This is a genomic window from Actinoplanes derwentensis, from assembly GCF_900104725.1.
In the GTDB taxonomy this organism is placed as follows: domain Bacteria; phylum Actinomycetota; class Actinomycetes; order Mycobacteriales; family Micromonosporaceae; genus Actinoplanes; species Actinoplanes derwentensis.
Map to the genome: position 1 here is coordinate 2,600,756 of NZ_LT629758.1, position 23,288 is coordinate 2,624,043.

Genomic DNA, 23,288 nt, shown 5'->3' on the forward strand with positions numbered 1-23,288 from the left:
GCTGTCATGCCATGACCTATTTGCGGTGTGCCGGATACGCACCATCAACCACGTGAATGGCTATTTGGCCATGCTCTGGCGGGCTGAATGACGCACGCTCCATCCCGATATACGCCACACACCACGGTGTACTTCTACTATGCCGCCTGGCGCGACGAAGGCGTCTTCGCCCAGCTCAACGTCGATCTGACTGCCCTCGCACGAGTCAAGGCAGGCCGTGATCCGCAGCCCACCGCCGCCGTCATCGATACACAGAGCGTGAAGACGTCCACCAACCCGCCGACCGCGACGCAGGGAACCGACGCCGCGAAAAAGATCGTCGGCCGTAAGCGGAGCGTAGTCACAGACACCTTGGGTCTTCTGCTGGTCGTCATCGTCATGGCCGCGTCCGTGACCGAGAACCGTGCTGGTATCCAGGTCCTGGACCAGCTCAAAGTCGACTACCCGAGCGTCACCAAGACCTGGGTGGACGCCGGCTTCAAGAACCAGTTCATCGAACACGCCGCCACGCTGGGTATCGACGCCGAGGTCGTACCCCGCAACACCGAAACCCGCGGCTTCCACGTCGTGAAACGGCGCTGGGTGGTGGAACGGAGCCTGGGCTGGCTGATGCTGCACCGCAGACTCGCCCGCGACTACGAGACCCGCCCGGACAGCTCCGAAGCCATGATCCACATCGCGATGCTCGACAACGTCAGCCGCCGCATAACGGACGAATCAACACCTACCTGGAGAGGTACATACTAGTAGATAAATCGCAAATCGAACGCCCTCTAAGAGGGGTCCGCGATGCACGACACCGGGGGCTGAAGTGCACAGGCAGGATGCCGGTGCTCACGAAAGCATTGACGGGTGCGACCTTTATTGGATCATGGAGGGCACCAGACTTTATGATCACCAACCGGTCGCATACCTCCCCCATCGGACCCACCCCGCCCGAGCCCCCGCTCGGCCACGCCTCAACCGACTACACAACGGTCCTGGCCCCCCGAAAGGCAAGTCATGACAACGTCCGCACGTCCCCCCGGACATCGTCGACCGGCACGACGGCGCACCGCAATCTCAGCGGCCGCCATCAGCGGTCTACTCGCCGTCGGCGCGGGCATCGCCTACACCCAGACCACGGGCGCAACCATCAGCACGGTCGCCGCCTCTGCCCCGCCACCAAATACAGCCCACGGCTCGGCCTACGTCTCGACCCCGCCTTCGCAGACTGCCCCCGCCTCAGCCAGTTGCACAGTGACCTCGACGGCGAGCACCGCTCCGACCGGCAATAGCACCGCCCGCCCTCAGAAAACCTCCTGCCTCACCAGCAGCGCCGCCGCCAAGACAGCCACACCGACGAGCGCCTCGGCTTCATGCGCCCTGCCGTCGAAGTATCGCTGGAAGTCGACGGGGGCGTTGGCGACCCCGAAGTCGGGGTGGGTGGCGCTCAAGGACTTCACCTCGGTGCCCTACAAGGGCAAGCACTTGGTCTACGCGTCGTCGCACGACAGCGGGTCGTCGTACGGTTCGATGAACTTCGGCTTGTTCAAGGACTGGTCGGATATGGCCTCGGTTAGCCAGACCGGTATGTCGTCCAGTGCGGTCGCTCCAACGTTGTTCTACTTCGCGCCGAAGAAGATCTGGGTGCTCACCTACCAGTGGGGCGCGACCGCGTTTTCCTATCGAACCTCCAGCGACCCGACCGACCCCAACGGCTGGTCTGCTGCAAAACCGCTGTTCTCCGGCAGCATCACCGGCTCAGGCACCGGCCCGATCGATCAGACGATCATCGGCGACAGCACCAAGATGTACCTGTTCTTCGCGGGTGACAACGGCAAGATCTACCGAGCCAGCATGCCCATCGGCGACTTCCCCGGCGACTTCGGCACCGACTACACCACGATCATGAGCGACACCAAAAGCAACCTGTTCGAAGCGGTCCAGGTGTACAAGGTGCAGGGTCAGAACCAGTACCTCATGATCGTTGAGGCGATGGGGGCGAACGGGCGCTACTTCCGGTCGTTCACCGCTACCAGCCTGAGCGGGTCGTGGAAGCCGCAGGCCGCTACCCAGAGCAACCCGTTCGCCGGCAAGGCGAACAGCGGCGCCACCTGGACCAACGACATCAGCCACGGCGATCTGGTCCGAGCGACCGCTGACCAGACCATGGCCGTCGACCCGTGCAACCTGCAGTTGCTCTACCAAGGACATGCCCCCGGTTCGTACAGCAACTACGACACGATGCCGTACCGACCCGGTTTGCTGACACTGCAGCGCTAACAACCAGGTTGAATCGGCATCCGTGATTGCGCATGAGGGATCTCTTCACCGGTAGCCGTTCAAACCGTGCTCACCGACGGTGGGCGTGAGCCGCTACCGCCCTGTCGCGGCGGACCACCCGCGATGCTCGCCGTGCCGCATGCCCACTTGCGGCACGGCGAGCAGCAGAAACTGCGCAGTCGTGGAGCCAGAATTTCGTGTTACGGTGGCTCCATGGAGGATTCGACCGCATCCACGCGGCAGCCGCGTGGTGAGATCGAGACGCTTCCCAGCGGATCGTTGCGCGTGCGGGTCTACGCCGGCGTCGACCCGATCACAGGGAAGCGAATTCATCTAACCGAGACAATTCCGGCCGGCCCTGACGCGCAGGCCGAGGCCGAACAGATTCGCGACCGGCTGCTGGCGGAGCGCGACGCGAAGCGCCGGCAACGCGCTGCCCCTACCGGCCAATCGCCGAGGCACCTACGGCGGACGGCTTCCGGATCCGACACCGAGACGCCGCAACCGGCGACCGGCGCTGCCCCACGTGCGCCCGGCACTCGGCGCGGACGGCGGCGCGGCGAGATGACCGTTGCGCGGATCGCGCGACTGGCAGGCGTGTCCGCTCCGACCGTGTCGAAGGTGCTCAACGGGCGCTCCGGGGTCGCGTCCGAGACCAGGCGCCGGGTGGAGTCCGTGCTGCGGGAACACGAGTATCGCCGGCCGGAAATGGTAGTCGCGGCGGCCAGCGTGGAGGTCGTGTTCTACGGGATGCAGAGCAACCTGGCCATCGAGATCTTGCATGGCGTCCAGCGGGTCGTCGGTCTCCACAAACTGGCGGTGGGCTTCACCGACGTCGGTTCGCAGGCTGCACTGGGCCGTTCCTGGGCGGCCGACCTGCTGGCCCGGCGGCCGACCGGCGTGATCACCGCGCATTTCGATGTGGCTCCCGAGGAGCACAGTCTGCTGGCGGCGAGCGGGATTCCCCTGGTGGCGCTGGACCCGACGGGGCAGCCGTCGCACGACGTGCCCTCGGTGGGTGCCACCAACTGGAGCGGCGGGATCGTGGCGACCCAGCATCTCCTCGATCTCGGCCACCGGGACATCGCCGTGATTTCTGGGCCGCTCGACCGGTTGTCGGGTCGGGCGCGGCTTGAGGGTGCCCGGGCTGCGCTGGACTCGGCTGGAGTCGGGCTGGATGACCGGCTTGTGCGCTTGGGGTTGTTCTCGTTTGCCGATGGGCTGGAACACGGCGAGGATCTGCTGACGCGCCCGGACCGGCCGACCGCTGTGCTGTGTGGCAATGATCTGCAGGCATTGGGCGTGTACGAGGCGGCACGGCGCCACGGTCTGCGGATCCCGGAGGATCTCAGCGTCATCGGCTTCGATGACATCCCGAACGCTCAGTGGTGCGGGCCGCCGCTGACCACCGTCCGCCAGCCACTGGCCGACATGGGGGCCGCTGCCGGGGCCATGGTGCTCGCACTGGCTGCGGGGCAGCGTCCGGAGCAGCCCCGCGTCGAACTGGCGACCACGCTGGTGGTGCGGGAGAGCACCGCGGCCCCCGGCCGGCGGTGAGCAGGGGCACCCGGGCAGGCGACACACCCGGCGTGCTGCCCGGGTCACCGGCTGGTTTCGTCGATCACGTAGGTAACCAGCGAGCGCGCCGGGACCGTGGCGGTGAAGCTGCCACGATGCAGGCAGAGCGGCGCCTGGACTGCGGTGTCATGGTCGCTGTTGGTCAGGTACGGGGTCACCGGGCAGCCCCGCGCCGCTCCCCTGCCGCGCAGGCGGTAGGAGGTGGTGGCGTCGGTGGTCGCGGTGTTGAGCGCCACGACGACGCGGCTGCCGTCGACATTGCGGAACGCGGCCATCTCGAGGCTTTGCTGTGGGCTGCTCGCTCCGATCCGAACCGCGCCGGGCCGAATGAATCGGCTGAAGTTCACGAAGGCGAAATAGCGCTTGGCGGGGATCAGCGTCGTCCCGCTCAGCAGGATCAGAGAACTGTTGCTGCTGGCGCTGACCGACGTTCCCCACCAGTAGAGGAAGGCGTTGAGGTTCGCCTCGGTCAGGCCGGTGAGGATGTTCTGGGCCCAGGTGAACCCGGATTGGGTGCTGCCGTCGTCCCAGGCCGTGTTGAAGGCGCCCCGCCCGGTGGACCATTCGGTCTGCCACACCGGCTTGCGGCCGGTGGCCACCGGTGAGTCCGGTGGCGTGGCGTATCCGTGGCTGGTGAACACGTCGACTGCCTGCCGGGCCGCGGGATCGGACAGCACCGCGCTGGTGTAGTTGGGCAGGTCGCTCCAGCCGATGGCGTCGCAGCAGGTGATCCGGGTGGGCAGACCTGACGCACGCATGGTGGGACCGAGCACCTTGGCGAAGTCGGCGGCCTGGGCCGGGGTGAAGTCCATGCTGGAATAGCCGACGACGTAGTTCGGCTCATTCACGAAACCGAGGGCGGCGGGGGTCAGCCCGACCGACGCCCAGTTCTTGGCGTGCTGGACCAGGTAGTCCGCGTAGGCCTGGCGCCAATCGCCGCTGGCGCAGACGGCGCCGGGTGTACCGCACAACATCCCGCCGTTGGCCTCGTGGTTGTTCGTCTTCATGTAGCCCGGAGCGCTCCAGGCGTTGTTGTAGAACCTGGTGACGCCGTACTCCCTCGCCTTCTTGGCCAGCCAGAGCTGGCCCCAGTCGGTGGCGTCGCTGGTGCCGTCCCACACATAGGTGGGTGGGTCGGACGGGCTCGCCGGCGCCACCGGCGTCATGGTGTGCGCGGGGTCGGACGGGATCAGGTTGCGCAGGATGCTGAAGCCCGCCCCGGTGGAGGTGTCGAACAGCATGTCGAGCGCCTGCCGCTGTACCGGGGTGTCGCCCAGGTAGCGCAGCTGGTTCGCTGTACCGAATGCCTCCGAGATGCCGAAGCCGTCGATGCGCTGGTATCGGGTGGTGGCGTCGATGACCGCGGCGGCCAGGGGCCGGTCCACGCTCACCGCGCCGGCGGGCGTCATGGCGAACAGCGGGAGGATCGCCGCCACTGCGGCGGGGGCAGGGTTCATTGGTCTTCTCCTAGAGGTGGGCAGGTCGTGGCGGTGAGCAGGCCGAGACACCAGGGCAGGAACGTGTACGACGCGGTGGAGGTCAGGTCCACGTCCGGGTAGAGGTACTGCAGGTGGCGCGGCTCGATGCTCAAGTCTGGTCGTACCGGATCACCTCGCTGCGGCTGATCGAGGTGATCCACGCGGGGCCGGGGAAGGTCACGATGGCGGCGCCGGCGAAAGGGTTCGCCGGCTAAATCGCCAATGGCCGGCGGCTGGCCCTGTGGTCACCAGAAGGATGCCGGCCAAGGCGGCGACGAGCACGCCGGGTGTCCGTGGCCTGTCAAAGGCTCTTCTCTGGTTCATATGGATCGGCATCGTGCTGCCAGAGTCATGCTCGCAGAATCATTCGGTAACATCAAGGAACTATTTCTAAAACCTTTCGAAGTGCGAATGAACCTTGCCGTGGAGACATCAGGGCACCCCATGGAGCCGCTTGACCCGCCGGATCCCGTGCGGCAGATTGAGAAGCTTCACCCCACCTGACACCTGAGGAGCCCTGATGACCGTGTCCGACCGAACTCCCGCGCATCCGGCGTGGTTGCCGCCTGAGGCATTTCGCGCGATTGGGGCACGCCGCGTGCTGGTGCTCGGCGACGGGATGCTGGTCGAGACGGTGCGAGAGGAGATCACCGTCGCCTGCGCCCGGTTCGGTGGACAGGTACGACACCGGCAGGACCAGGCCGGTGAGCGTTTCGACCTCGTGCTTGCACTCACGGGCGCCCTGCCGGCGATGCCTACGGCGGCGGATGCCGGACATCCGTTCCTGGGCAGTGACGCCGCTATCGCCACCTGGCAGTACGGATGGCGCGGTGCGCCCGAAGCGCTGGGAGGCGAGGGTTTCGTGCTGACGCGGCGCGAAGAGGTCACCGTCGTTCTGGCCGATGAGCCGCGCGGCCTTCTCTACGGGCTGTTCGAGGTCGTCCGGCTGGGTGAGTCAGCATTCGGATCCGGCCTGGGCGCTGCGATACATCGCCCGGCGATGCGCCTGCGCATGATCAACCATTGGGACAATGTCGACGCCCATCCGGTGATGGGCCAGGTCGAGCGGGGATACGCCGGCGGTTCGCTGTTCTGGCAGGACGGCCTGCCACGTCGGGACCTGGCCCGGGTACAGGCCTACGGCCGACTGCTGGCGGCCTGCGGCATCAACGCCGCGACAGTGAACAACGTCAATGTACACCGAGCCGAGACACACCTGCTGACCGATCGACTCGGCGAGGTCGCGGCGATCGCGCGCGTGCTTCGGCCGTACGGCGTGCGTGTGCACCTGTCCGTGAACTTCGCAGCGCCGATCGTACTGGGCGCTCTGGCGACCGCCGATCCGCTGGACCCGGCTGTGCGGGATTGGTGGGCGAGTGCGACGCGACGGGTCTACGAAGCGATTCCCGACTTCGGCGGGTACGTGGTCAAGGCCGATTCGGAGGGCCAGCCGGGTCCGTTCGCGTACGGACGTAGCCACGCCGAGGGAGCCGACATGCTCGCCGACGCCGTGGCGCCATTCGGTGGAGTGGTGCATTGGCGTGCGTTCGTCTACAACCACCGCCAGGACTGGCGGGATCGGTCCACCGACCGGGCCCGCGCCGCGTACGACCATTTCGTACCGCTGGACGGCCGTTTCCGGGACAACGTCATCGTGCAGGTCAAGCACGGGCCGATGGACTTTCAGGTTCGGGAGCCGGTGTCGCCGGTGATCGCCGCGATGCCTGCCACCCGGGTCGCCGTCGAGGTGCAGGCGACCCAGGAGTACACCGGCCAGCAACGGCACATCTGCTATCTCGGACCCCTGTGGAGCAGCGTGTTGCGGTTCGCTCCACACGGGCCCGATGGCTCCACGGTGGCCGACATCGTCGCGGGTGGCGGCGGGTTCGTCGCCGTATCGAACGCAGGCGCCGACCATTTCTGGACGGGACATCCACTAGCCCAGGCCAATCTGTACGCGGCCGGGCGGCTGGCATGGCAACCCACGGCGGATCCGACTGCGCTGTTGGACGAATGGATCGGACTCACCTTCAACCCGGCCACCGGTGACGACGCGGAGCCGGTGCGGCGCACGTTGCACTTGCTGATGGACGATTCCTGGCGCACCTACGAGCAGTACACCGCGCCGCTGGGTATCGGTTTCATGGTGCGCCCTGGTCACCACTACGGACCCGATGTGGACGGCTACGAGTACACCCCGTGGGGGACCTACCATTTCGCCGATCGCGACGGCGTGGGGGTGGATCGCACCCGCGCGTCCGGGACGGGTTTCACGGGCCAATATCCCGAGCCGTGGTCGCAGATCTACGAATCACTCGACGACTGCCCCGACGAGTTGCTGCTGTTCTTCCACCACGTCGGCTTCCGGCACGTCCTGCACAACGGCTCCACGGTCATCCAGCACATCTACGACACCCACTTCGCCGGTGCCGAGCGCGTGGCCGAGATGCGCCAGCAGTGGCACGAGCTGGACGGACTGGTCGATCCGGCCTTGTTCACCCGGGTGGTTGCGCTGCTCGAGGAGCAGGTGCGCAGCGCCGAGGAGTGGCGCGACCAGATCAACACATACTTCTTTCGCAAGTCCGGCGTACCCGACGCCAAGGGCCGCCCGATCTACTGAGCCGGTGGCCATCGGTCCAAATCTGCCGGGACCACCGTGCCAGGGTCGTTTTCTCGGCGCAACGGCGACGCCGCTGGTCCGGGCAGACTCACTCGGTGAACTCATGCCGCACGGTGGCGATCATCGGCCGGCAATTGTGCAGCAGCGCTAGCAGGAACACCGAACCCAGCAGGGCCAGCACCGCCTCCGACCAGAGCAGGATGGCGGCGACCGCGAGAACCAGCAGGCAGCCGCTGCCTGCTGTGACGCCCGGCGTCCGGACCAGGAAGTGTGCGGCCAGGCGCGCAACGTCTCGGGTGCGGAAGGCGAACAGAGCCGTGATGAGCAGGGCGTTCAGTGCCCAGAGCGTCGCGGCCACCGCGATCAGGGCTAGGGGCCCGACCCACCACTCGGACAGACCCGTGACGGAAAGGTTCGCCAGACTCATCGTGAGCACGGTGATCCAGAGCAGCCAGATCGCCCAGATCGGCAGCACGTCTCGGGCGTTGCGCCGGTACCCCCGCCAGAACAGGGCAGCCGGCCGCAGGTCGGTCAGGTCGAGCCGCCCGTGGTGCAGCGCGTAGAGCGCGGCAGACAGCGCGGGACCGGCAGGCAGCGCGCATGCCGCGGCCAGCGGCAGATTGCTCGGGTCCCGGTCGAGCAGCACCAGGGCGAGCAGTCCGGGCCCGGCCGTGGCGAGCAGAAGCAACTCGACGGTGAGCAGGTGATAGATCAGAGCCATGACACGGGCGAGAGGTCCGGCACCGAATCGCTCCCCCACCCCGGCGCCGCTCATGAGAAGGGTTCCGCCGTGGGATCGGCACCCAGTAGTCGTCGCTCGTCGTACCACGGTGGGGTCTCGTCGACTACCGGGGTGATCTCCAGCAGGGTCACCTCGTGCCGGCTCAAGGTCACGTCGAGGGTCACCCGGCCGTCGACCAGCGGCAGGCTTCGGTGGCTGCGTGCCGGCTCGGCTGCCTCACGCAGGACCTCCAATTCGCGCGGCCGGGGTGACCGTGGACGCCCCATTTCGCACCAGGCGGTCCAGGCGTTGCCTCGCTCCTCGTCGACCGTCGAACGCAGCACGAAGGCAGAGGACGCGCCGGGGGCCGAGACCGGGACGGAGAGCTGCAGCGGGTGGTGGCCGGGTGACGCGGTGCCGGTGTGGTCCACCGGCGACCAGGCCAGGATCGTGACACGACCGGTGTCGTCGACGGTGACCAGGTGGTCGGTGCCGCGCGTCAGGATCTGATCGCCCATCCGCGCCATGAACGCATACAGGTGGTAGGTGGGTTTCTTGATCTGGCGGTGGGTGAGCAGGCCGAAGCCGCCATGGAACAGCGCGGTCGGTACCCCTTCCTCCTCGAACATGTCACTGAACGTCCAGTAGGCGAAGGAGTCGGCCACCTCGCCTCCGGCCGCGATCACCGGGGCGAGGTAGGCGGCGTTGAACGCCGTGTCGTGGATCGGGTTGTCCGGCCGGTAGGACGAGTTGAACTCGGTGATGTGCACCGGCAGGCCGGCCAACGGGGTGCCGCGCAGCTGTTGCCGCGGCAGCGCGAACTGCTCCAGGAGCCGGGATGCGGGTTCCAGTGTCTGGTGGACGCCGAACGGGACCTGCTGGGCCGGGCCTGAGGTGTACGCGTGCCGGCTCACGAAGTCGATCGGCACCTCGCGATCGGTGACGAACGAGGCGAAGCGCAGCAGCCAGTCGTCCTCGCCGGGTGAGATGGCGGGCCCGCCGACCTGGAGGCTGCCGTCGATGTCCTTGATGGTGTTCGCCGTGATCTCGTACAACCGGTGATAGGCGCCGGCGTCCGCGTCCTGCCAGAACTGTTTGAGGTTGGGTTCGTTCCACACCTCGATGGGCCAGCCGCGTACCTCGTCCAGACCGTAGCGGTCGATCAGGTGCGTGACGGTCGCGCGGACCAGGGCCGCCCATTCGGTCCAGGATCTCGGCGGGGTGACGTTGCCGTGCCACCAGAAGACCGTCTGGTCGCCGGAGGCCAGTTCGGACGGCATGAAACCCAGTTCGACGAACGGTTTGATGCCGAGCTCGAGATATGCGTCGACGACCTGGTCGAGGTAGGTGAACGCGTACCGGACCTGGCGGACGCCCTGATATTCGTAGGGCCGGTAGATGCCGACTCCGTCGCTGAGCAGGCCGTGCCCGCGGATGTGCCGGAAGCCGATGTCACGCTGGAGCAGCGCGAGGGAGTCCTGGTAGTCGCGCCGCAGCGCGAGCTCGAACCTCCCGGTGCCGACGCAGGTGCGCCAAGCGTCGCCGAGCCGGCCGCACGGTGTTTCGGGAACATGAATGAGCATCGTCGTCCTTCGCGTACGCAGAGGCCGGGCCGCGACTCGACGCGGCCCGGCCGGGGAATCCGATCAGGGATTGCTCTTCTTGAACCGGTCGTACGCCTTGTTCGCCAGGTCGATGTACTGGTCCATGTTCTTGCCCTTGAGCTCGGCGAGGTAGGCGTCCCATTCGCTGAACGGCCGCTGGCCCAGGATGAACTTGACGCTCTGCTGGTTGACGTGGTCCTTGAGCCCGGTCTCCCACAAGCTGGCCTGCTCGCGTTCCTCAGGGCTGAACGGGTGCGGCGGCGGCACCGGCCGGATCTGGCGTTTGTTCATCTCCGCCTGGAAGGCCTTCTCCTCATCGGAGAACTGCGAGTTCAGCAGCTTGGTGCTGCCGGCGTACGCGAAAACGCCGTTGGAGTAGCCGTAGTCGACCTGCAGATCCCTGGGGGCCGTGGGGTTGATCCCGGCCCATTTCACGTCCGGCGCGAGTTTGAAACTGTCGTCCGCGACGCTGCCGTTGTAGGTCTGCCCTTCGATACCCCACTTGGTGAACATCTTGCCCGCGTCGGAATACCACAGCCAGTCGATGAACTGCATCATCGCGACGAAGTTCTTGCTCTCTCGCGCCTTTCTGCTGATCATGATGCCGTTTTCCAGTCGGCTGAGGCCTTCGAGTGACGGCCCCATCGGCCCGGTCGGCAGGGGGATCTTGACCACCGTCGCCCCGGGGATCTTCGCGATGTCCTTGCGGCATTCGTTGACCAGCGTCTGGGCGTTGCAGCTGATCACGAACGACTTGCCGTTGGCGAATTTCTGCCGGGCGTTGTCGTCGGTTTGGGTGAAGCTCTCCGGGTCGAGCAGCTTCTCGGCCACCAGCGTGTTCAGGTATTGCAGCACCTGTTTGTACTGGTCCATGGCCGCGCTGAAGACGAATTTACCGGCGGCGGCGTCCCAGAAGGCACTTTGGTAGGCCCAGCCGGCGTAGGTGCCGTAGGCCGCGCCGAGCAGACCGACGAGGTTGTTCGCGCCGGGGTTCGGCGGGGTGCTCCACCGGTCGGAGAAGGGGTACCGGTCGGGGTATGCCTGCCGCATCGCCCGGAGCACCGTTGTCAGTTCGTCCCAGGTCGTCGGCACCGCCAGGCCGAGCTTCTCCAGGATGTCGGTGCGCATCGCGAGGGAGTAGTCCTGCCAGACGTTCTCATGCAGGCCGGACAGCAGGTAGTACTTACCGTCCTGCTGGCTGATCGCCTCCAGGTTGCCCTGCAGGTTCCACTGCTTGACCTGGGCCGAGTAGTTCGGCATGAGGTCGACGTAGTCGCTGACCGGGATGATCGCGCCGCCCGCGATGTACGCTTCCTCGTCCGGGTGGTAGGTCTTCGGGATGATCATCGGGGCGTCGCCGGCGCCCACCACCACGCTGCGCTTCTGGTTGTAGTCGCTGAGCGGCACCACGGTGGGTTGCAACGTGACGTTGGTGCGCTTGCTCAACTCGGCCCAGAACGGCCAGTCCGCCTTGTACGGGTAACCCGGATTGCTCAGCATCATGATCGAGAAGGTGAGCGGCTCAGCGGCCTTGAACTGGTTGCCGACCGCGTAGGCGTCCATGGCCCCGACGCGATTGCTGTCGAGGCTACTGCTGTCGCTGTCGGGGTCATCGCTGCTACAGCCGGCCACCGTGGCAGCGGCGGCCGCACCGGCCGCGGCCAGTATCTGACGTCGGGTGAAATGATACATATCGGAACTCCTTGAGAAGGCGGAGAAGTCAGCCCTTGACGGCGCCCAGCGTGACGCCGGAGACGAAGAACCTCTGAATGAAGGGATAGATGAGCAGGATCGGCAGCATGGTGAGGACGATGGTGACGGCCTGGATGCTCGCCGCGATCTGCAGCGCGGTATCGCTGGCCGTGCTGTTGTCCGAGCCCGCGGTGGCGCCGGCGATCAGGTTGCGCAAATAGACGGTGACCGGGAACAGTTCCTGCCGGTCCATGTAAAGGAACCCGGAGAACCACGAGTTCCAGAACGACACCGCGTAGAACAGCAACATGGTGGCGAGCACCGCCTTGGACAGCGGCAGCACGATCCGCAGCAGGGTGCGGTAGGTGCCGCAGCCGTCGACGGCCGCGGCCTCCTCGAGTTCGACCGGCAGGCTCTCGAAGAACGCCTTCATCACCAGCAGGTTGAACACGCTGATCGCGTTCGGCAGCACGATCGCCCACAGGGTGTTGCGCAGCCCGAGCGTGCTGACCAGCACGTAGTTGGGAATCAGGCCGCCGTTGAAGAACATCGTGAACACCGCGATGCCGACCAGCACGCCACGGCCCTTGAGATGGCGCTTCGACAGCACGTAGGCGTAGCAGGTGGTGAGCACCAGCGCGATGGCCGTGGCGACCACGGTGTAGAGCACGGTGTTGCGGTAGTTGGTCCAGAACATCGCGTCGGACATGACGTGCTGGTACGTGGTCAGGTTGAAGCCTTTCGGCAACAGGACCACCTGCCCGGAACGGATCTCGTGCTCGCCACTGAATGAGCGGGCCACGATGTTGACGAACGGGAACAGCGTGGCCACCACCACGGCGGTGAGCACGAACGCGTTGATCACCTGGAAGGCCCGGTACGCCCGGGTCGCCTGCGGAACCCCGTTACGTGCTGGTCGGATGGCGGCCGAGGTCACCACAGGCTCGTCCCGATCGTGCGCCGGGACAGTGTGTTCGCGCCGAGTACCAGCAGCAGGCCGATCACGGACTCGAACAGGCCGATGGCCGCCGCGTAGCTGAAGCTGCCGGAGACGACACCGACGCGGTAGAGGTAGGTCGAGATGACGTCCGCGGCCGGGTAGGTGAGCGGATTGTAGAGCAGCAGGATCTTCTCGAAGCCGACCGCCAGGAACGTGCCGATGTTGAGGATGAGCAGCGTGATCATCGTGGGCCGGATCCCGGGCAGCGTGACGTGCCAGGTCTGCCGCCACCGGTTCGCGCCGTCGACCCGCGCCTGCTGGTAGAGGTCACTGTCGATGGTGGTGAGCGCGGCGAGATAGAGGATCGTCCCCCAGCCGACGGTCTGCCAGACCTCTGAGGAGACGTAGATCGTGCGGAACCAGCCGGGCTGCTGAATGAACGCGATCTTGTCGTGCCCCATTGCGGCAAGCCCGTGGTTGATCACGCCGTCCACGGACACCGTCTGCAGGACCAGACCCGCCACCACCACGATGGACAGGAAGTGCGGCAGGTAGGAGATGGTCTGCACGAAGCCCTTGAGCCAGCGGGTGCGGACCTCGTTGAGCAGCAGCGCCAGCACGATCGGCAGCGGGAAGCAGAACAGCAGGGTGAGCGCGCCCATGATGATCGTGTTGGTGAAGACCTGCCAGAAGGTGGGATCGGCGAGGAACATCCGAAAGTAGTGCAACCCGACCCAGTACTCGCCGACCAGTTCACCGCCGGGCTGGTAGCGCCGGAACGCGATCACGTTGCCGAGCATCGGCAGATAACGGAACACCGCGAAGAACAGCAGCGGCAGTACGGCCAGCGAGTACAGCTGCCAGTCTCGGCGCAGTGCGTGTCGCCAGCCTCTTCGTCGGGTTCGTTCAGGATGCGCGGTCCGGGGCGGCCGGCGGAGCGTGTCCGGCACGCGGTCGATCACCTTGGCCGGGTTCATGACGTCGGCCCTTGCCGCGCGGGCGCGAGGGCCGGCAGGCGGTCGACGCGGACCCGTGACTCCAGCATCCGTTGCGCTCCGGTCTCGCGCTCGGCGCCGACCAGCCGCAGCCGTACGGTGGCCGCGGCGTCCGCGCTCGACCGGCCGAACCGCAGCTCCACGTCGCCCGGTTCGACCACGCGCCGGCCGTCGACGCCCGTGAACGACGCCATGTCGGCCGGCACGGCGAAGCTGACGTAGGCGGCTTCGCCGTGCTTCAGAGCGACCCGGGCGTAGCCGATCAGCCGTACCACCGGCCTGGTCGTCTGTGCGACGGGGTCGTGCAGATACAGCTGGACGACCTCGACGCCGTCTCGCTCGCCGGTGTTCCGGACGGTGATCCGTACCGTCGCGTCGCCGTCGACGGGCCAGACGGCGGGCTCGTCGACCGGAACCTCTTCAATACTGAGCGCGTGCGCGTCGGTCCAGTCGAAGGTGGTGTAGCTCAGGCCGTGCCCGAACGGGAACGCGGGCGTCGGGTCGATCGAGGACACCTGGCTGCGGCGGCCCAGCGGCGGCGACAGGTAGGTCGTGGGCAGTCCACCAGAGTTGCTCGGCACACTCACCGGCAGCCGTCCTGACGGGTTCACGGCACCGGTCAGGATCTCGGCTAAAGCCTGGCCGCCCTGTTGGCCGGGGAAGAACGCCTGCACGATGGCGGCGGCCGTGGCGACCTCGGGGCCGAGGGCATAGGGGCGGCCGGCCAGCAGCACCAGCGCCACCGGGGTGCCCGTGTCGAGGACCGCCCGCACAAGGTCCGACTGGATGCCGGGCAGCCGCAGGTCGTCGGCGTCGCAGCCCTCGCCCGAGGTACCCCGCCCGAACAGGCCGGCCCGGTCGCCCACCGCGAGGACGCACAGGTCGCTGTCGGCTGCGGCGGCCACGGCTGCGGCGATGCCGGAGGCATCGTCGCCGGTGATCGTGCAGCCCTGCTCGTACACCAGGTGCGGAGCGAGATCGCTGAGTGCCTCGCGGAGGGTGGGAACGTTGATGCCGAGGTCGTGGTCCGGGTGTCGTTGTCCGACGTGGAGCGGGAAGGAATAACACCCGAGCATGGCGAGCGGATCGTCGGCGACGGGGCCGACCAGCGCGATCCGCTGGGCGGTGGCCAGCGGCAACACGGTTCCGGTGTTGCGCAGCAGCACGATCGACTCGCGGGCCAGACGTAACGCGACGTCGCGCCCGGCTTCGTCGTCGAGCCGCAGTTCTCCGGCATCATCGACCAGGGGCTGCCAGTCGGCGTCGAGCAGGCCCAACTCCGCCTTCTGGGTCAGCACTCGAAGCAACGCCCGGTCGACCAGCGCCTCCTCGACGGCGCCTGATCGGATCGCCTCGAGCAACGGCGGACCATAGGCGTCGACCGTAGGAAGTTCGACGTCGATGCCAGCGCGGAGAGCGAGCCGGGCCGCATCGGCGGCACCGTCCGCGACACCATGCAGCGTTTCCAGGAATCGCACGGCGAAGTAGTCAGCGACCACCGTCCCTCGGAAGCCCCACTCGTCACGCAGCAGCCGGTTCAGAAGTGCACGGTCGGCCGCGACCGGAACACCGTCGATCTCGGCGTAGGAGTGCATCACCGAACGGGCCCCGCCCAGCCGCAACGCCATCTCGAACGGCGGCAGTATCACGTCATTCAACTCCCGGACGCCCATCGGCACCGGGGCGAGGTTGCGTCCTCCACGCGAGGCGGAGTAGCCGGCGAAGTGTTTGAGTGTCGCCACCACGCCGGCGTCCTCGAGCGCACGGACGTAAGCCGCACCGACGGAGCCGACGAGGTAGGGGTCCTCCCCGATCGTCTCCTCGGTGCGGCCCCAGCGGTAGTCCCGGGTCACGTCGAGAACCGGAGCGAGTCCCTGATGGACTCCCGCGGCCCGCATGGACCGCCCGATCCCGCCGGCCATCTGCGCCACCAACGCGGGATCGAATGAGGCGCCCCAGGCCAGCGGTGCCGGGTACACCGTGGCACGCCAGGCGGCGAACCCGGTGAGGCACTCCTCGTGCACCTGCGCCGGCAAACCGAAACGGCTCTCCGCCATGATCCGCCTTTGGGCTGCAGCGAGCGACCGCGCACCGGCTGCGGGTTCGACCGGGGCCGTGCCGAACGGCCGGGTCAGCTGCCCGAGCCCGTGACGGATGAGCGAGTCCCACGCAGGCGTCTCGCCGCTCATTTCGGCCTGGTACGGCGCCACGCCCCCGCCGGACGCGTCCGCGCCGACCCACACGCCGACGAGCTGTGCCAGCTTCTCTTCCAGCGACATGAGGGGGAGCAGGGCCCGTGCCCGATCCTCCGGGGACAAACGCGGGTCGCGCCATCGGCCGCTCGGCGGCTCGGGACGGGTGTCGATAGACGGCTCGATGCTCATATCAGTCCTGTCTTCAGCGCTGACGGGAAGTCACCGTATTCATCGTGAGGCGAGCGAAACTTTCGTCGGCGCATCGAGATTCGTGACTGGGAACGTAAGCCTCGGGTTTCGTCGATGTCAAGACGCCGTAACGAATACATCTTTAGCATCAACGAAATACTTCTCCACGCGCTGATCAGTGCATGGAGCTTTTCGTGGAGTGGCATGCACGCCCCATGGAGATTCATCCTGAGGGTCTGCCGAGGGCCGGACCGACCCGGTAGCGTCCGCTATCGTCCCGGTGTGACGTCGCAGTGGCCGTGCGCACCGATCGACCTGACCGAAACTACCGGTGGCAGTGTGAGAACAGATGGCAGGACGCGCAAGCAGCCGAGGATGGTCCGGCAACCACGCGGATCAACCCCGTAAGCGAGTTGCCCGTACGGGAGAGCAGCGCATCACCGGAGCCTCCAACGAAGGAAATCGGCGTGCGGATTGTTGACGCTCCCGTGATCGGCACCCGTCCGGACGGAACTTCGTCACCGTGAAAGTCGGCGTGGACGACGGACTCACCGGCTTAGGCGACACCTCGCTCAACGGCCCGCGAGCTCGCCGTCGCGAGCTACCCGACCATGGGGGCCGGCGCTGATCGGCCGCGATCCCGCGCGGATCGAGGACACCTGGCAGTGCGGGAGATCCGCAGCTTATGTCCACTCCCACCTATCGCGCCGATGGAGGCTCTGGACGAAACATCAACGACATACTATGTTAATGTTTCGTGCAGGTCAGGAATTAGTTCTTTCGCACCGGCGCTCCCCGCCTGCCGCAGCAGGGAGGCCAATGGTAACTACCTGCCATAACCCTCACCTCTGATGGCGATTGCCGGGCACCCCGGCCATCCACCGGAGCTCCCTGAACGCGCAGCTTCAGGCTCCACATCGGCTCCATTAGTCTCCACGAAGCGCCGCTGTCGACCTGCCCCGGCCCATTCCCCAGGCGTCCGGATCATTGAACGCCCGAAACGGCGCAGCCGAGCACTACCCGGAGCGGGCTTCAGCGACGCTCAGCCGCGGGAGCCACCACCACCGTCCCCCACCGTCCCCGGCCGTCTGTGGCACCGTCCGGCCGCGCGTTCCCCGGAGGTCTCGTGAAACACATCCCCCATCGGCTGTGGTTGGCAGCCACTGCCGTCGTCGCCCTCGCCGCGGGCGTCATCGTCACCGCGAACCCCGCTCAAGCCGCCACCATGCAGAGGAGCTACCAGTGGAGCTCGAGCGGCATCCTGATCGCGCCGAAATCAGACTCCAGCCACAGCCTGGTGTCGATCAAAGATCCGTCGGTCGTCCACTACAACGGGCGATGGCACGTCTTCGCCTCGACGGTCGACTCGGCCGGCGAATACAGCATGGTGTACCTGAACTTCACCGACTGGTCCTCGGCCGATTCGGCCACGCCGTTCCACCTGGACGAGACCGCCATCGGCACCGGGTACCGGGCGGCCCCGCAGGTCTTCTACTTCGCCCCGCAAAGCCTGTGGTACCTGGTCTACCAGACTGGCGGGAACGCCTCCTACTCCACCAACACGGACCTTGCCAACCCGTCCGGATGGACCGCTCCGAAGGGTTTCTACTCCGGCGTGCCCTCGATCATCCAGCAGAACATCGGATCCGGCAGCTGGGTCGACATGTGGGTGATCTGCGGCAGCGTCAACTGCCATCTGTTCTCCTCGGACAACAACGGCCATCTCTATCGCTCGCAGACCAGCATGGCCGGCTTCCCCAACGGCATGAGCGATCCGGTCATCGTTTTGTCCGACTCGAAGTTCAAACTGTTCGAGGCGAGCAACATGTACAAGATAGCCGGCGCCCAGGAATACCTGCTGCTGGTCGAAGCGATCGGCTCCGATGGCAAGCGGTACTTCCGGTCCTGGACCACGGATGCGATCAACGGGGCGTTCACCGCGCTGGCCGATACCGGGAGCAATCCGTTCGCGCGGTCCACCAACGTCGCCTTCGGTGGCACCGCATGGACCAAGGACATCAGTCACGGCGAGATGATCCGCGCTGGATACGACCAGAACATGATCATCAACCCGTGCGGCTTGCGCTACGCATATCAGGGCTTCGACCCGGCCTCGACCGCCGGTTACACCTTCCCGCCCTGGCGGATCGGGCTGCTGACCCAGACCAATTCGGCCTGCTGAAACGCGAGGGCTGCAACGCCCCGAACCAAGCCGGCGCCCCAGGCCACCCGCCGCACCGGCCCTCCCCTGCCGGATGACGGTCGCTGGTCACCTAGATGGTCCGTGGACTCGAGCGGCGCGCCGGGTGTCGCCCTCTGATTCCCGTGCCGGTTCGGCAGCGCTGAGGCGATTCCGACACACGCAAGCATCGATATCAGTCAGTGCCGCGCGCCGCCCCGGACGCGCGAGCCGAAGCTCGCTCGACTCGCTCGTTCCATGGCCGCGTGGCCTCGGTACGGAGGGAAGCAGGAATGTCGCGAAACATCAGACGGCAACTTCAGAGCGCGCTGGCAGCCATGACCGTGCTGAGTGCGGGTGGGCTCGTTGCTCTGGGCCAGTCCGCCGCGTATGCCGCGGCGTCGGACGCAACCATCAACGGCACGAATGTCCTGCAGCCCGATCGACGGCTTCGGCTTCTCCGAACACTTCGGCCGGGCGACCATCATGCACGGCTCAGAGGGCCTGTCCGCCCAACGTCAGCGGGAAGTGCTGGACCTGCTGTTGAGTCGCACCAGCGGCGCGGGGCTGAGCATCCTGAGGTTGGGTATCGGTTCGGCCGGCAAGACGTCGATCCAGCCGACCGACCCCGGAGGTCCGGGCGCGACACCGCGATACGTGTGGAACGGCGACGACGACGGTCAGGTGTGGCTGGCGCAACAGGCCAAGGCATACGGGGTGAACCGGTTCTATGCCGATGCGTGGAGTGCGCCCGGCTACATGAAGACCAATGGCGACGAGTCCAACGGCGGGACGCTGTGCGGCCTGTCCGGCACCGCGTGCGGCAGCGGGGACTGGCGGCGGGCTTACGCGAACTACCTGGTCCAGTACGCGCGTTTCTATGCCCAGGAGGGCATCACGATCAACGATCTCGGGTTCACCAACGAACCCGACTACACCACCTCGTACTCCTCGATGCGGTTCACCCCGGCCCAGGCGGTCGAGCTCACGAAGATCGTGGGACCGATCGCCGGCGCGGCCGGGCTGAAGGTGGCCTGCTGCGACGCCGTGGGCTGGACTTCACAGGGTCCATTCACCGCGGCGATCGCCGCCGATGCCGAGGCGCACAGCTGGATCACCACTCACACCGGACACTCGTACAGCAGCGCGCCCACGGCACCACTCCCGGTGAGCGGCCGACGTACCTGGATGTCGGAGTGGTCACCGAGCGGCACCACCTGGAACGAGAGCTGGGACGACGGCAGCGGCTACGACGGATTCACCGTGGCTCAGGCGGTCCACACCGCGCTCACCAGCGGAAACGTCAACGGGTACGTGTACTGGTACGGCGCGTCCACCGGCACCACCCGCGGGCTCGTCCAGCTGGACGGGGACGGGTACCGGACCTCGAAGCGGCTGTGGGCGCTGGCCTCTTACAGCCGGTTCATCCGGCCGAACGCCACTCGGATCGGCGCATCCACTCCGGACGGCAATCTGCGGCTGTCCGCTTACCAGAACACCGACGGCTCGCTGGTGCTGGTGGCGCTGAACGCGTCGAGCAGCGCCACCGAGGTGTCGTACGCGCTGCCGAACACCGGCGTGACGAGTGGAACCGCTACGCCGTATCTGACCAACGGAGTGAACAGCATGGCCGTCCAACCGGCCGTAGCCGTCACCGGCGGGGCGTTCACCGCCGCCGTGCCCGCCAGATCACTGATCACGTACCGGATCACCGGCCAGGGCACGACCGGGCGGATACGTAGCGAGGCGGCCAGTCGATGCGCGGACGTCCCGAACAGTTCCAACGCCAATGGCACCAGGTTGCAGGTCTGGGACTGCAACAGCAACGCCAACCAGCGGTGGACGCTCACCGGCGGGGAATTGCGGGTACTCGGCAAATGCCTGGACGCCCCGCTGGGAAGCACTGCCGCAGGCACCCCGGCGCAGCTGTGGGAGTGCAGCGGCAATCCCAACCAGCAGTGGACCGTCAACGCGAACGGGACGATCAGCAACCTCGCATACGGGTTGTGCCTGGACCTCAACGGCGGCGCCACGGCAAACGGCACCGCGATGGTCATGTCCACGTGCAACACCGGCGCCGGCCAACGGTGGGCACGGATCTAGCCGCCAAGACCTGTCCGGGCGATCGACCCGGACACCCCTGAATCTCATCACCCGATCACCTATCAGAGATCAAGGAGAGTCATCCGGTGGAGCACCCCTTACCAGTAAAGATCCCCCGAATGTTCACCGTGCTCGTGACGGTTAGTCTCATGCTGGTCGCCGGGGTCGTTACGGCGGCTCCGGTCCGGGCGGTCGACTCGAACCTCATCGTGAACGGCGGATTCGAGGACGGCCTGGCCGGCTGGTTCCCCAACGACACGACCGGCAGCGCCACCCTGTCGTCCACGACCGATGCTTACTCCGGCTCGAGCGCCATGCTGGTCACGGGCCGGCCGAAAACCGGATCCGGCCCGATGCAGGACCTCACCGGCACGGTGCAGCCCGGCAAGATCTACACGGTCACGGCACGGGTGAAGTACGAGAACCCGAGCAGTCCAGCGACCAAGCAGTTCGTCCTCACCATGCACTACGGTGGCTCGACGTTCGCCCGTCTAGGCGCCGGGACGGTGACGCGTGGACAGTGGGGGCTCATCCGCGGCACGTTCGTGATTCCCGCGTCGCAGGACGTCACGACCGCCAGGATTTTCGTCGAAACGCCCTGGGTGGCAACCCCGTCGACCGATCCGGACACGCATCTGATGGACTTCAAAGTCGACGACGTGGCCCTCGAGGAGTACACGACGTCGAGAACCATCGAGGTGCTCGGCAAGATCCCGGGCGAGGGCAACCCCCTCATCTCGCACAAATTCGGCGCGGACGCCTACGCCTTCGTCCACGGCGACCGGGTGTATCTGTACATGACCAACGACACGCAGATCTACTATCCCGGACCGGACGGGATCTCCCCGGCCAACAACTACAGCGGGATCAGGACGATCACGGTCATCTCCTCGAACGACCTGGTCAACTGGGTCGATCACGGGGAGATCGCGGTCGCCGGCCCGGACGGGATCGAGCGCTACGCGGGCGAGTCGTGGGCGCCCGCGGTCACGAGCAAGGTCATCGACGGCAAGGAGCGGTTCTTCCTCTACTTCGCGAACAACGGCGGATCCACCGGCGTCCTGGTCGGCGACTCGCCGCTCGGTCCGTGGCACGATGAGCGCGGCAGCCTGCTCATCACGAACGCGACGCCAGGAGCCTCGAACGGCCGGAACTGGCTCTTCGACCCGGCTGTTTTGATCGATGACGACGGCAAGGGCTACCTCTACTTCGGCGGTGGCGGGGACGACCGCTCAGGCAGCTATGAGAACACGAACCACCCGAAGTCCACGCGGGTCATCAAGCTCGGCGACGACATGGTCAGCACGGTCGGCTCGGCGGAGGTCATCGATGCACCGCTCGTTTTCGAGGCGAGCCACATGTTCAAACGCCAGGGCAAGTATTACTACTCGTACTCGTCGAACTTCGGGTTCTCCGGCCCGGTGGACCCGAACGGTCCGCCGACCGGCGCCATCGCATACCTCATGGCTGATGACCCGATGGGTCCCTGGACACCCGAGACCTACGCGGGCGTGATCTTCCGCAACCCGGGCACCTACTTCGGAGCCGGCGGCAACAATCACCAGTCGGTGTTCGAATTCAAGGGCCAGTACTACTTCACCTATCACGCCCAGACGCTCAACCAGCGCGTCACCGGCGGCACCACCCAGGGCTTCCGCAGCCCGCACATCGCCAAGCTGGCGTTCAACGAGGACGGGACGATCCAGGAGGTGATCGGCACCTACGACGGCGTCGACCGGGTTCGCACACTCGACCCGTACCGTCCGATCGAGGCCGAGACGATCGCGTGGCAACAGGGCATCGCGACGAAGAAGATCGACGAGCCCTCACCCGGGTTCGGCCCGCAAGCACCGAACCTGGCCGTGAGTGACATCGACAACGGCGACTGGACGGCGCTCGCGTCGGTCGACTTCCGACGGGACGGCGCCGCCAGGCTCACCGCCACCGTGCTCCCGCTGACGCCCGGTGGAAAGATCCAGGTTCGCCTCGACGAGCGCACCGCCCCCGTGATCGCGACCATCCCCGTCGACGCACCACCGGGCACATGGACGAGGCTGACAGCACGCCTCCACGGCGTCACCGGCGTCCACGATGTTTACTTCACCTACACCGGGCCCGATGACGCGGATCTCTTCGAAATCGACTCCTGGTCATTCCGATCGTCGAAATCAAAGTGCCGGCCAGAACTACCGCGCGGGTCCGCGGCCTCGTCGGCGAGCGTGCGCCACTGTGCGGGCGTGTGACGACCACAACGCCCTGATGAACATGGCTCAGCAGACCCTGCACGGCGGGCGGTTCCTCTCGAACGTGGTGCTGGCAGGGAGCGTTCACCGGTCGTGAGCCACCCGGACGGTCCGGAGTTCGCGCCAGCTCCGTGACCGTCCGGGTGATTCACGACAGCGCGAAGGTGACGAGCGGCCTCGACTCGTAATCGGGGCGTAACCGAAGGCCAGCCCGTCGCCCCGGTTCCTCGCCACCCTGCTCGGCTGTTGCCTTGATCACGTCTCGCCACGGCGGTAGCCGAGTGGGTATGGTCGCATTCGCCCTGACATGATCACCAACCGTTCGCATCCATCCCCCATTGGACCTACCCCCGGTCCGAACCAAAGCTCAACCGACTACGCAGCAGCCCAGGCCCGAAAGGCAAGTCATGACAACGTCCGCACGCCCCCCAGGACACCGTCGACCGGCACGACGGCGCACCGCGATCGCCGCGGCCGCCATCACCG

The 23,288-nt window shown here is 66.6% G+C and carries 14 protein-coding genes and 1 pseudogene; 7 read left to right on the forward strand and 8 right to left on the reverse strand.

Annotated features, from left to right (window positions below):
- Nucleotides 1-90: 90 nt before the first annotated feature.
- The 3 genes and pseudogenes from BLU81_RS12000 to BLU81_RS12010 all read left to right on the forward strand — a co-directional run.
- Nucleotides 91-747: pseudogene (locus tag BLU81_RS12000) on the forward strand (IS5 family transposase); the annotation flags it as partial.
- Between the two features lie 387 nt (nucleotides 748-1,134).
- Complete coding sequence (locus BLU81_RS12005; RefSeq protein WP_407923901.1) at nucleotides 1,135-2,265, forward strand: non-reducing end alpha-L-arabinofuranosidase family hydrolase; 1,131 nt, start codon at nucleotides 1,135-1,137, stop codon at nucleotides 2,263-2,265.
- Nucleotides 2,266-2,478: 213 nt separating this feature from the next.
- Nucleotides 2,479-3,822 (forward strand): LacI family DNA-binding transcriptional regulator, encoded by a 1,344-nt coding sequence (locus BLU81_RS12010; protein WP_231954433.1) that lies wholly within the window; start codon nucleotides 2,479-2,481, stop codon nucleotides 3,820-3,822.
- Nucleotides 3,823-3,866: 44 nt separating this feature from the next.
- Here the strand turns inward: BLU81_RS12010 and BLU81_RS12015 are convergent, their stop codons facing one another.
- Nucleotides 3,867-5,300, reverse strand: a complete 1,434-nt coding sequence (locus BLU81_RS12015; protein ID WP_092544332.1) for a glycoside hydrolase family 30 protein — start codon at nucleotides 5,298-5,300, stop codon at nucleotides 3,867-3,869.
- Nucleotides 5,297-5,434 carry a hypothetical protein gene (locus BLU81_RS47955; RefSeq protein WP_157751500.1) on the reverse strand — a complete coding sequence of 46 codons (138 nt, stop codon included), beginning with the start codon at nucleotides 5,432-5,434 and terminating at the stop codon, nucleotides 5,297-5,299. The genes BLU81_RS12015 and BLU81_RS47955 overlap by 4 nt, the downstream gene beginning before the upstream one ends.
- 407 nt (nucleotides 5,435-5,841) lie before the next feature.
- Here BLU81_RS47955 and BLU81_RS12020 point away from each other — a divergent pair, with 407 nt between their 5' ends.
- Entirely contained in the window at nucleotides 5,842-7,941 is a 2,100-nt protein-coding gene (locus BLU81_RS12020; protein WP_092544334.1) for an alpha-glucuronidase, read from the forward strand.
- An 88-nt stretch (nucleotides 7,942-8,029) separates the two neighbouring features.
- Here BLU81_RS12020 and BLU81_RS12025 read toward each other — a convergent pair whose 3' ends face one another.
- The 6 genes from BLU81_RS12025 to BLU81_RS12050 form a co-directional block, all read right to left on the reverse strand.
- Entirely contained in the window at nucleotides 8,030-8,662 is a 633-nt protein-coding gene (locus tag BLU81_RS12025; RefSeq protein ID WP_231954434.1) for a hypothetical protein, read from the reverse strand.
- A gap of 50 nt (nucleotides 8,663-8,712) precedes the next feature.
- Nucleotides 8,713-10,245 (reverse strand): GH39 family glycosyl hydrolase, encoded by a 1,533-nt coding sequence (locus BLU81_RS12030; RefSeq protein WP_092544338.1) that lies wholly within the window; start codon nucleotides 10,243-10,245, stop codon nucleotides 8,713-8,715.
- A gap of 63 nt (nucleotides 10,246-10,308) precedes the next feature.
- Nucleotides 10,309-11,958, reverse strand: coding sequence for an ABC transporter substrate-binding protein (locus BLU81_RS12035; protein WP_092544340.1), 1,650 nt, complete (start codon nucleotides 11,956-11,958; stop codon nucleotides 10,309-10,311).
- Between the two features lie 28 nt (nucleotides 11,959-11,986).
- A complete protein-coding gene (locus BLU81_RS12040; protein ID WP_231954435.1) occupies nucleotides 11,987-12,895 on the reverse strand; it encodes a carbohydrate ABC transporter permease in 909 nt (302 codons plus the stop codon).
- Entirely contained in the window at nucleotides 12,892-13,875 is a 984-nt protein-coding gene (locus BLU81_RS12045) for an ABC transporter permease (protein WP_092544344.1), read from the reverse strand. The genes BLU81_RS12040 and BLU81_RS12045 overlap by 4 nt, the downstream gene beginning before the upstream one ends.
- The gene (locus BLU81_RS12050) at nucleotides 13,872-16,277 is read right to left on the reverse strand and encodes a beta-xylosidase/alpha-l-arabinosidase (protein WP_092544346.1); all 2,406 of its coding nucleotides are present in this window, start codon (nucleotides 16,275-16,277) and stop codon (nucleotides 13,872-13,874) included. Before BLU81_RS12050 ends, BLU81_RS12045 begins: the two co-directional genes overlap by 4 nt.
- A 1,126-nt stretch (nucleotides 16,278-17,403) precedes the next feature.
- On the opposite strand from BLU81_RS12050, the gene BLU81_RS12055 reads away from it, so the two are divergent.
- From BLU81_RS12055 to BLU81_RS12065, 3 genes are all read left to right on the forward strand, one after another.
- On the forward strand, nucleotides 17,404-18,459 hold the full coding sequence (locus BLU81_RS12055) for a non-reducing end alpha-L-arabinofuranosidase family hydrolase (protein WP_197686202.1): 1,056 nt from the start codon (nucleotides 17,404-17,406) through the stop codon (nucleotides 18,457-18,459).
- Nucleotides 18,460-18,882: 423 nt separating this feature from the next.
- Nucleotides 18,883-20,559 carry a ricin-type beta-trefoil lectin domain protein gene (locus BLU81_RS12060; RefSeq protein ID WP_197686203.1) on the forward strand — a complete coding sequence of 559 codons (1,677 nt, stop codon included), beginning with the start codon at nucleotides 18,883-18,885 and terminating at the stop codon, nucleotides 20,557-20,559.
- Nucleotides 20,560-20,678: 119 nt separating this feature from the next.
- Nucleotides 20,679-22,802, forward strand: coding sequence for a family 43 glycosylhydrolase (locus BLU81_RS12065; protein ID WP_092544350.1), 2,124 nt, complete (start codon nucleotides 20,679-20,681; stop codon nucleotides 22,800-22,802).
- The last annotated feature ends 486 nt before the right edge of the window (nucleotides 22,803-23,288 follow it).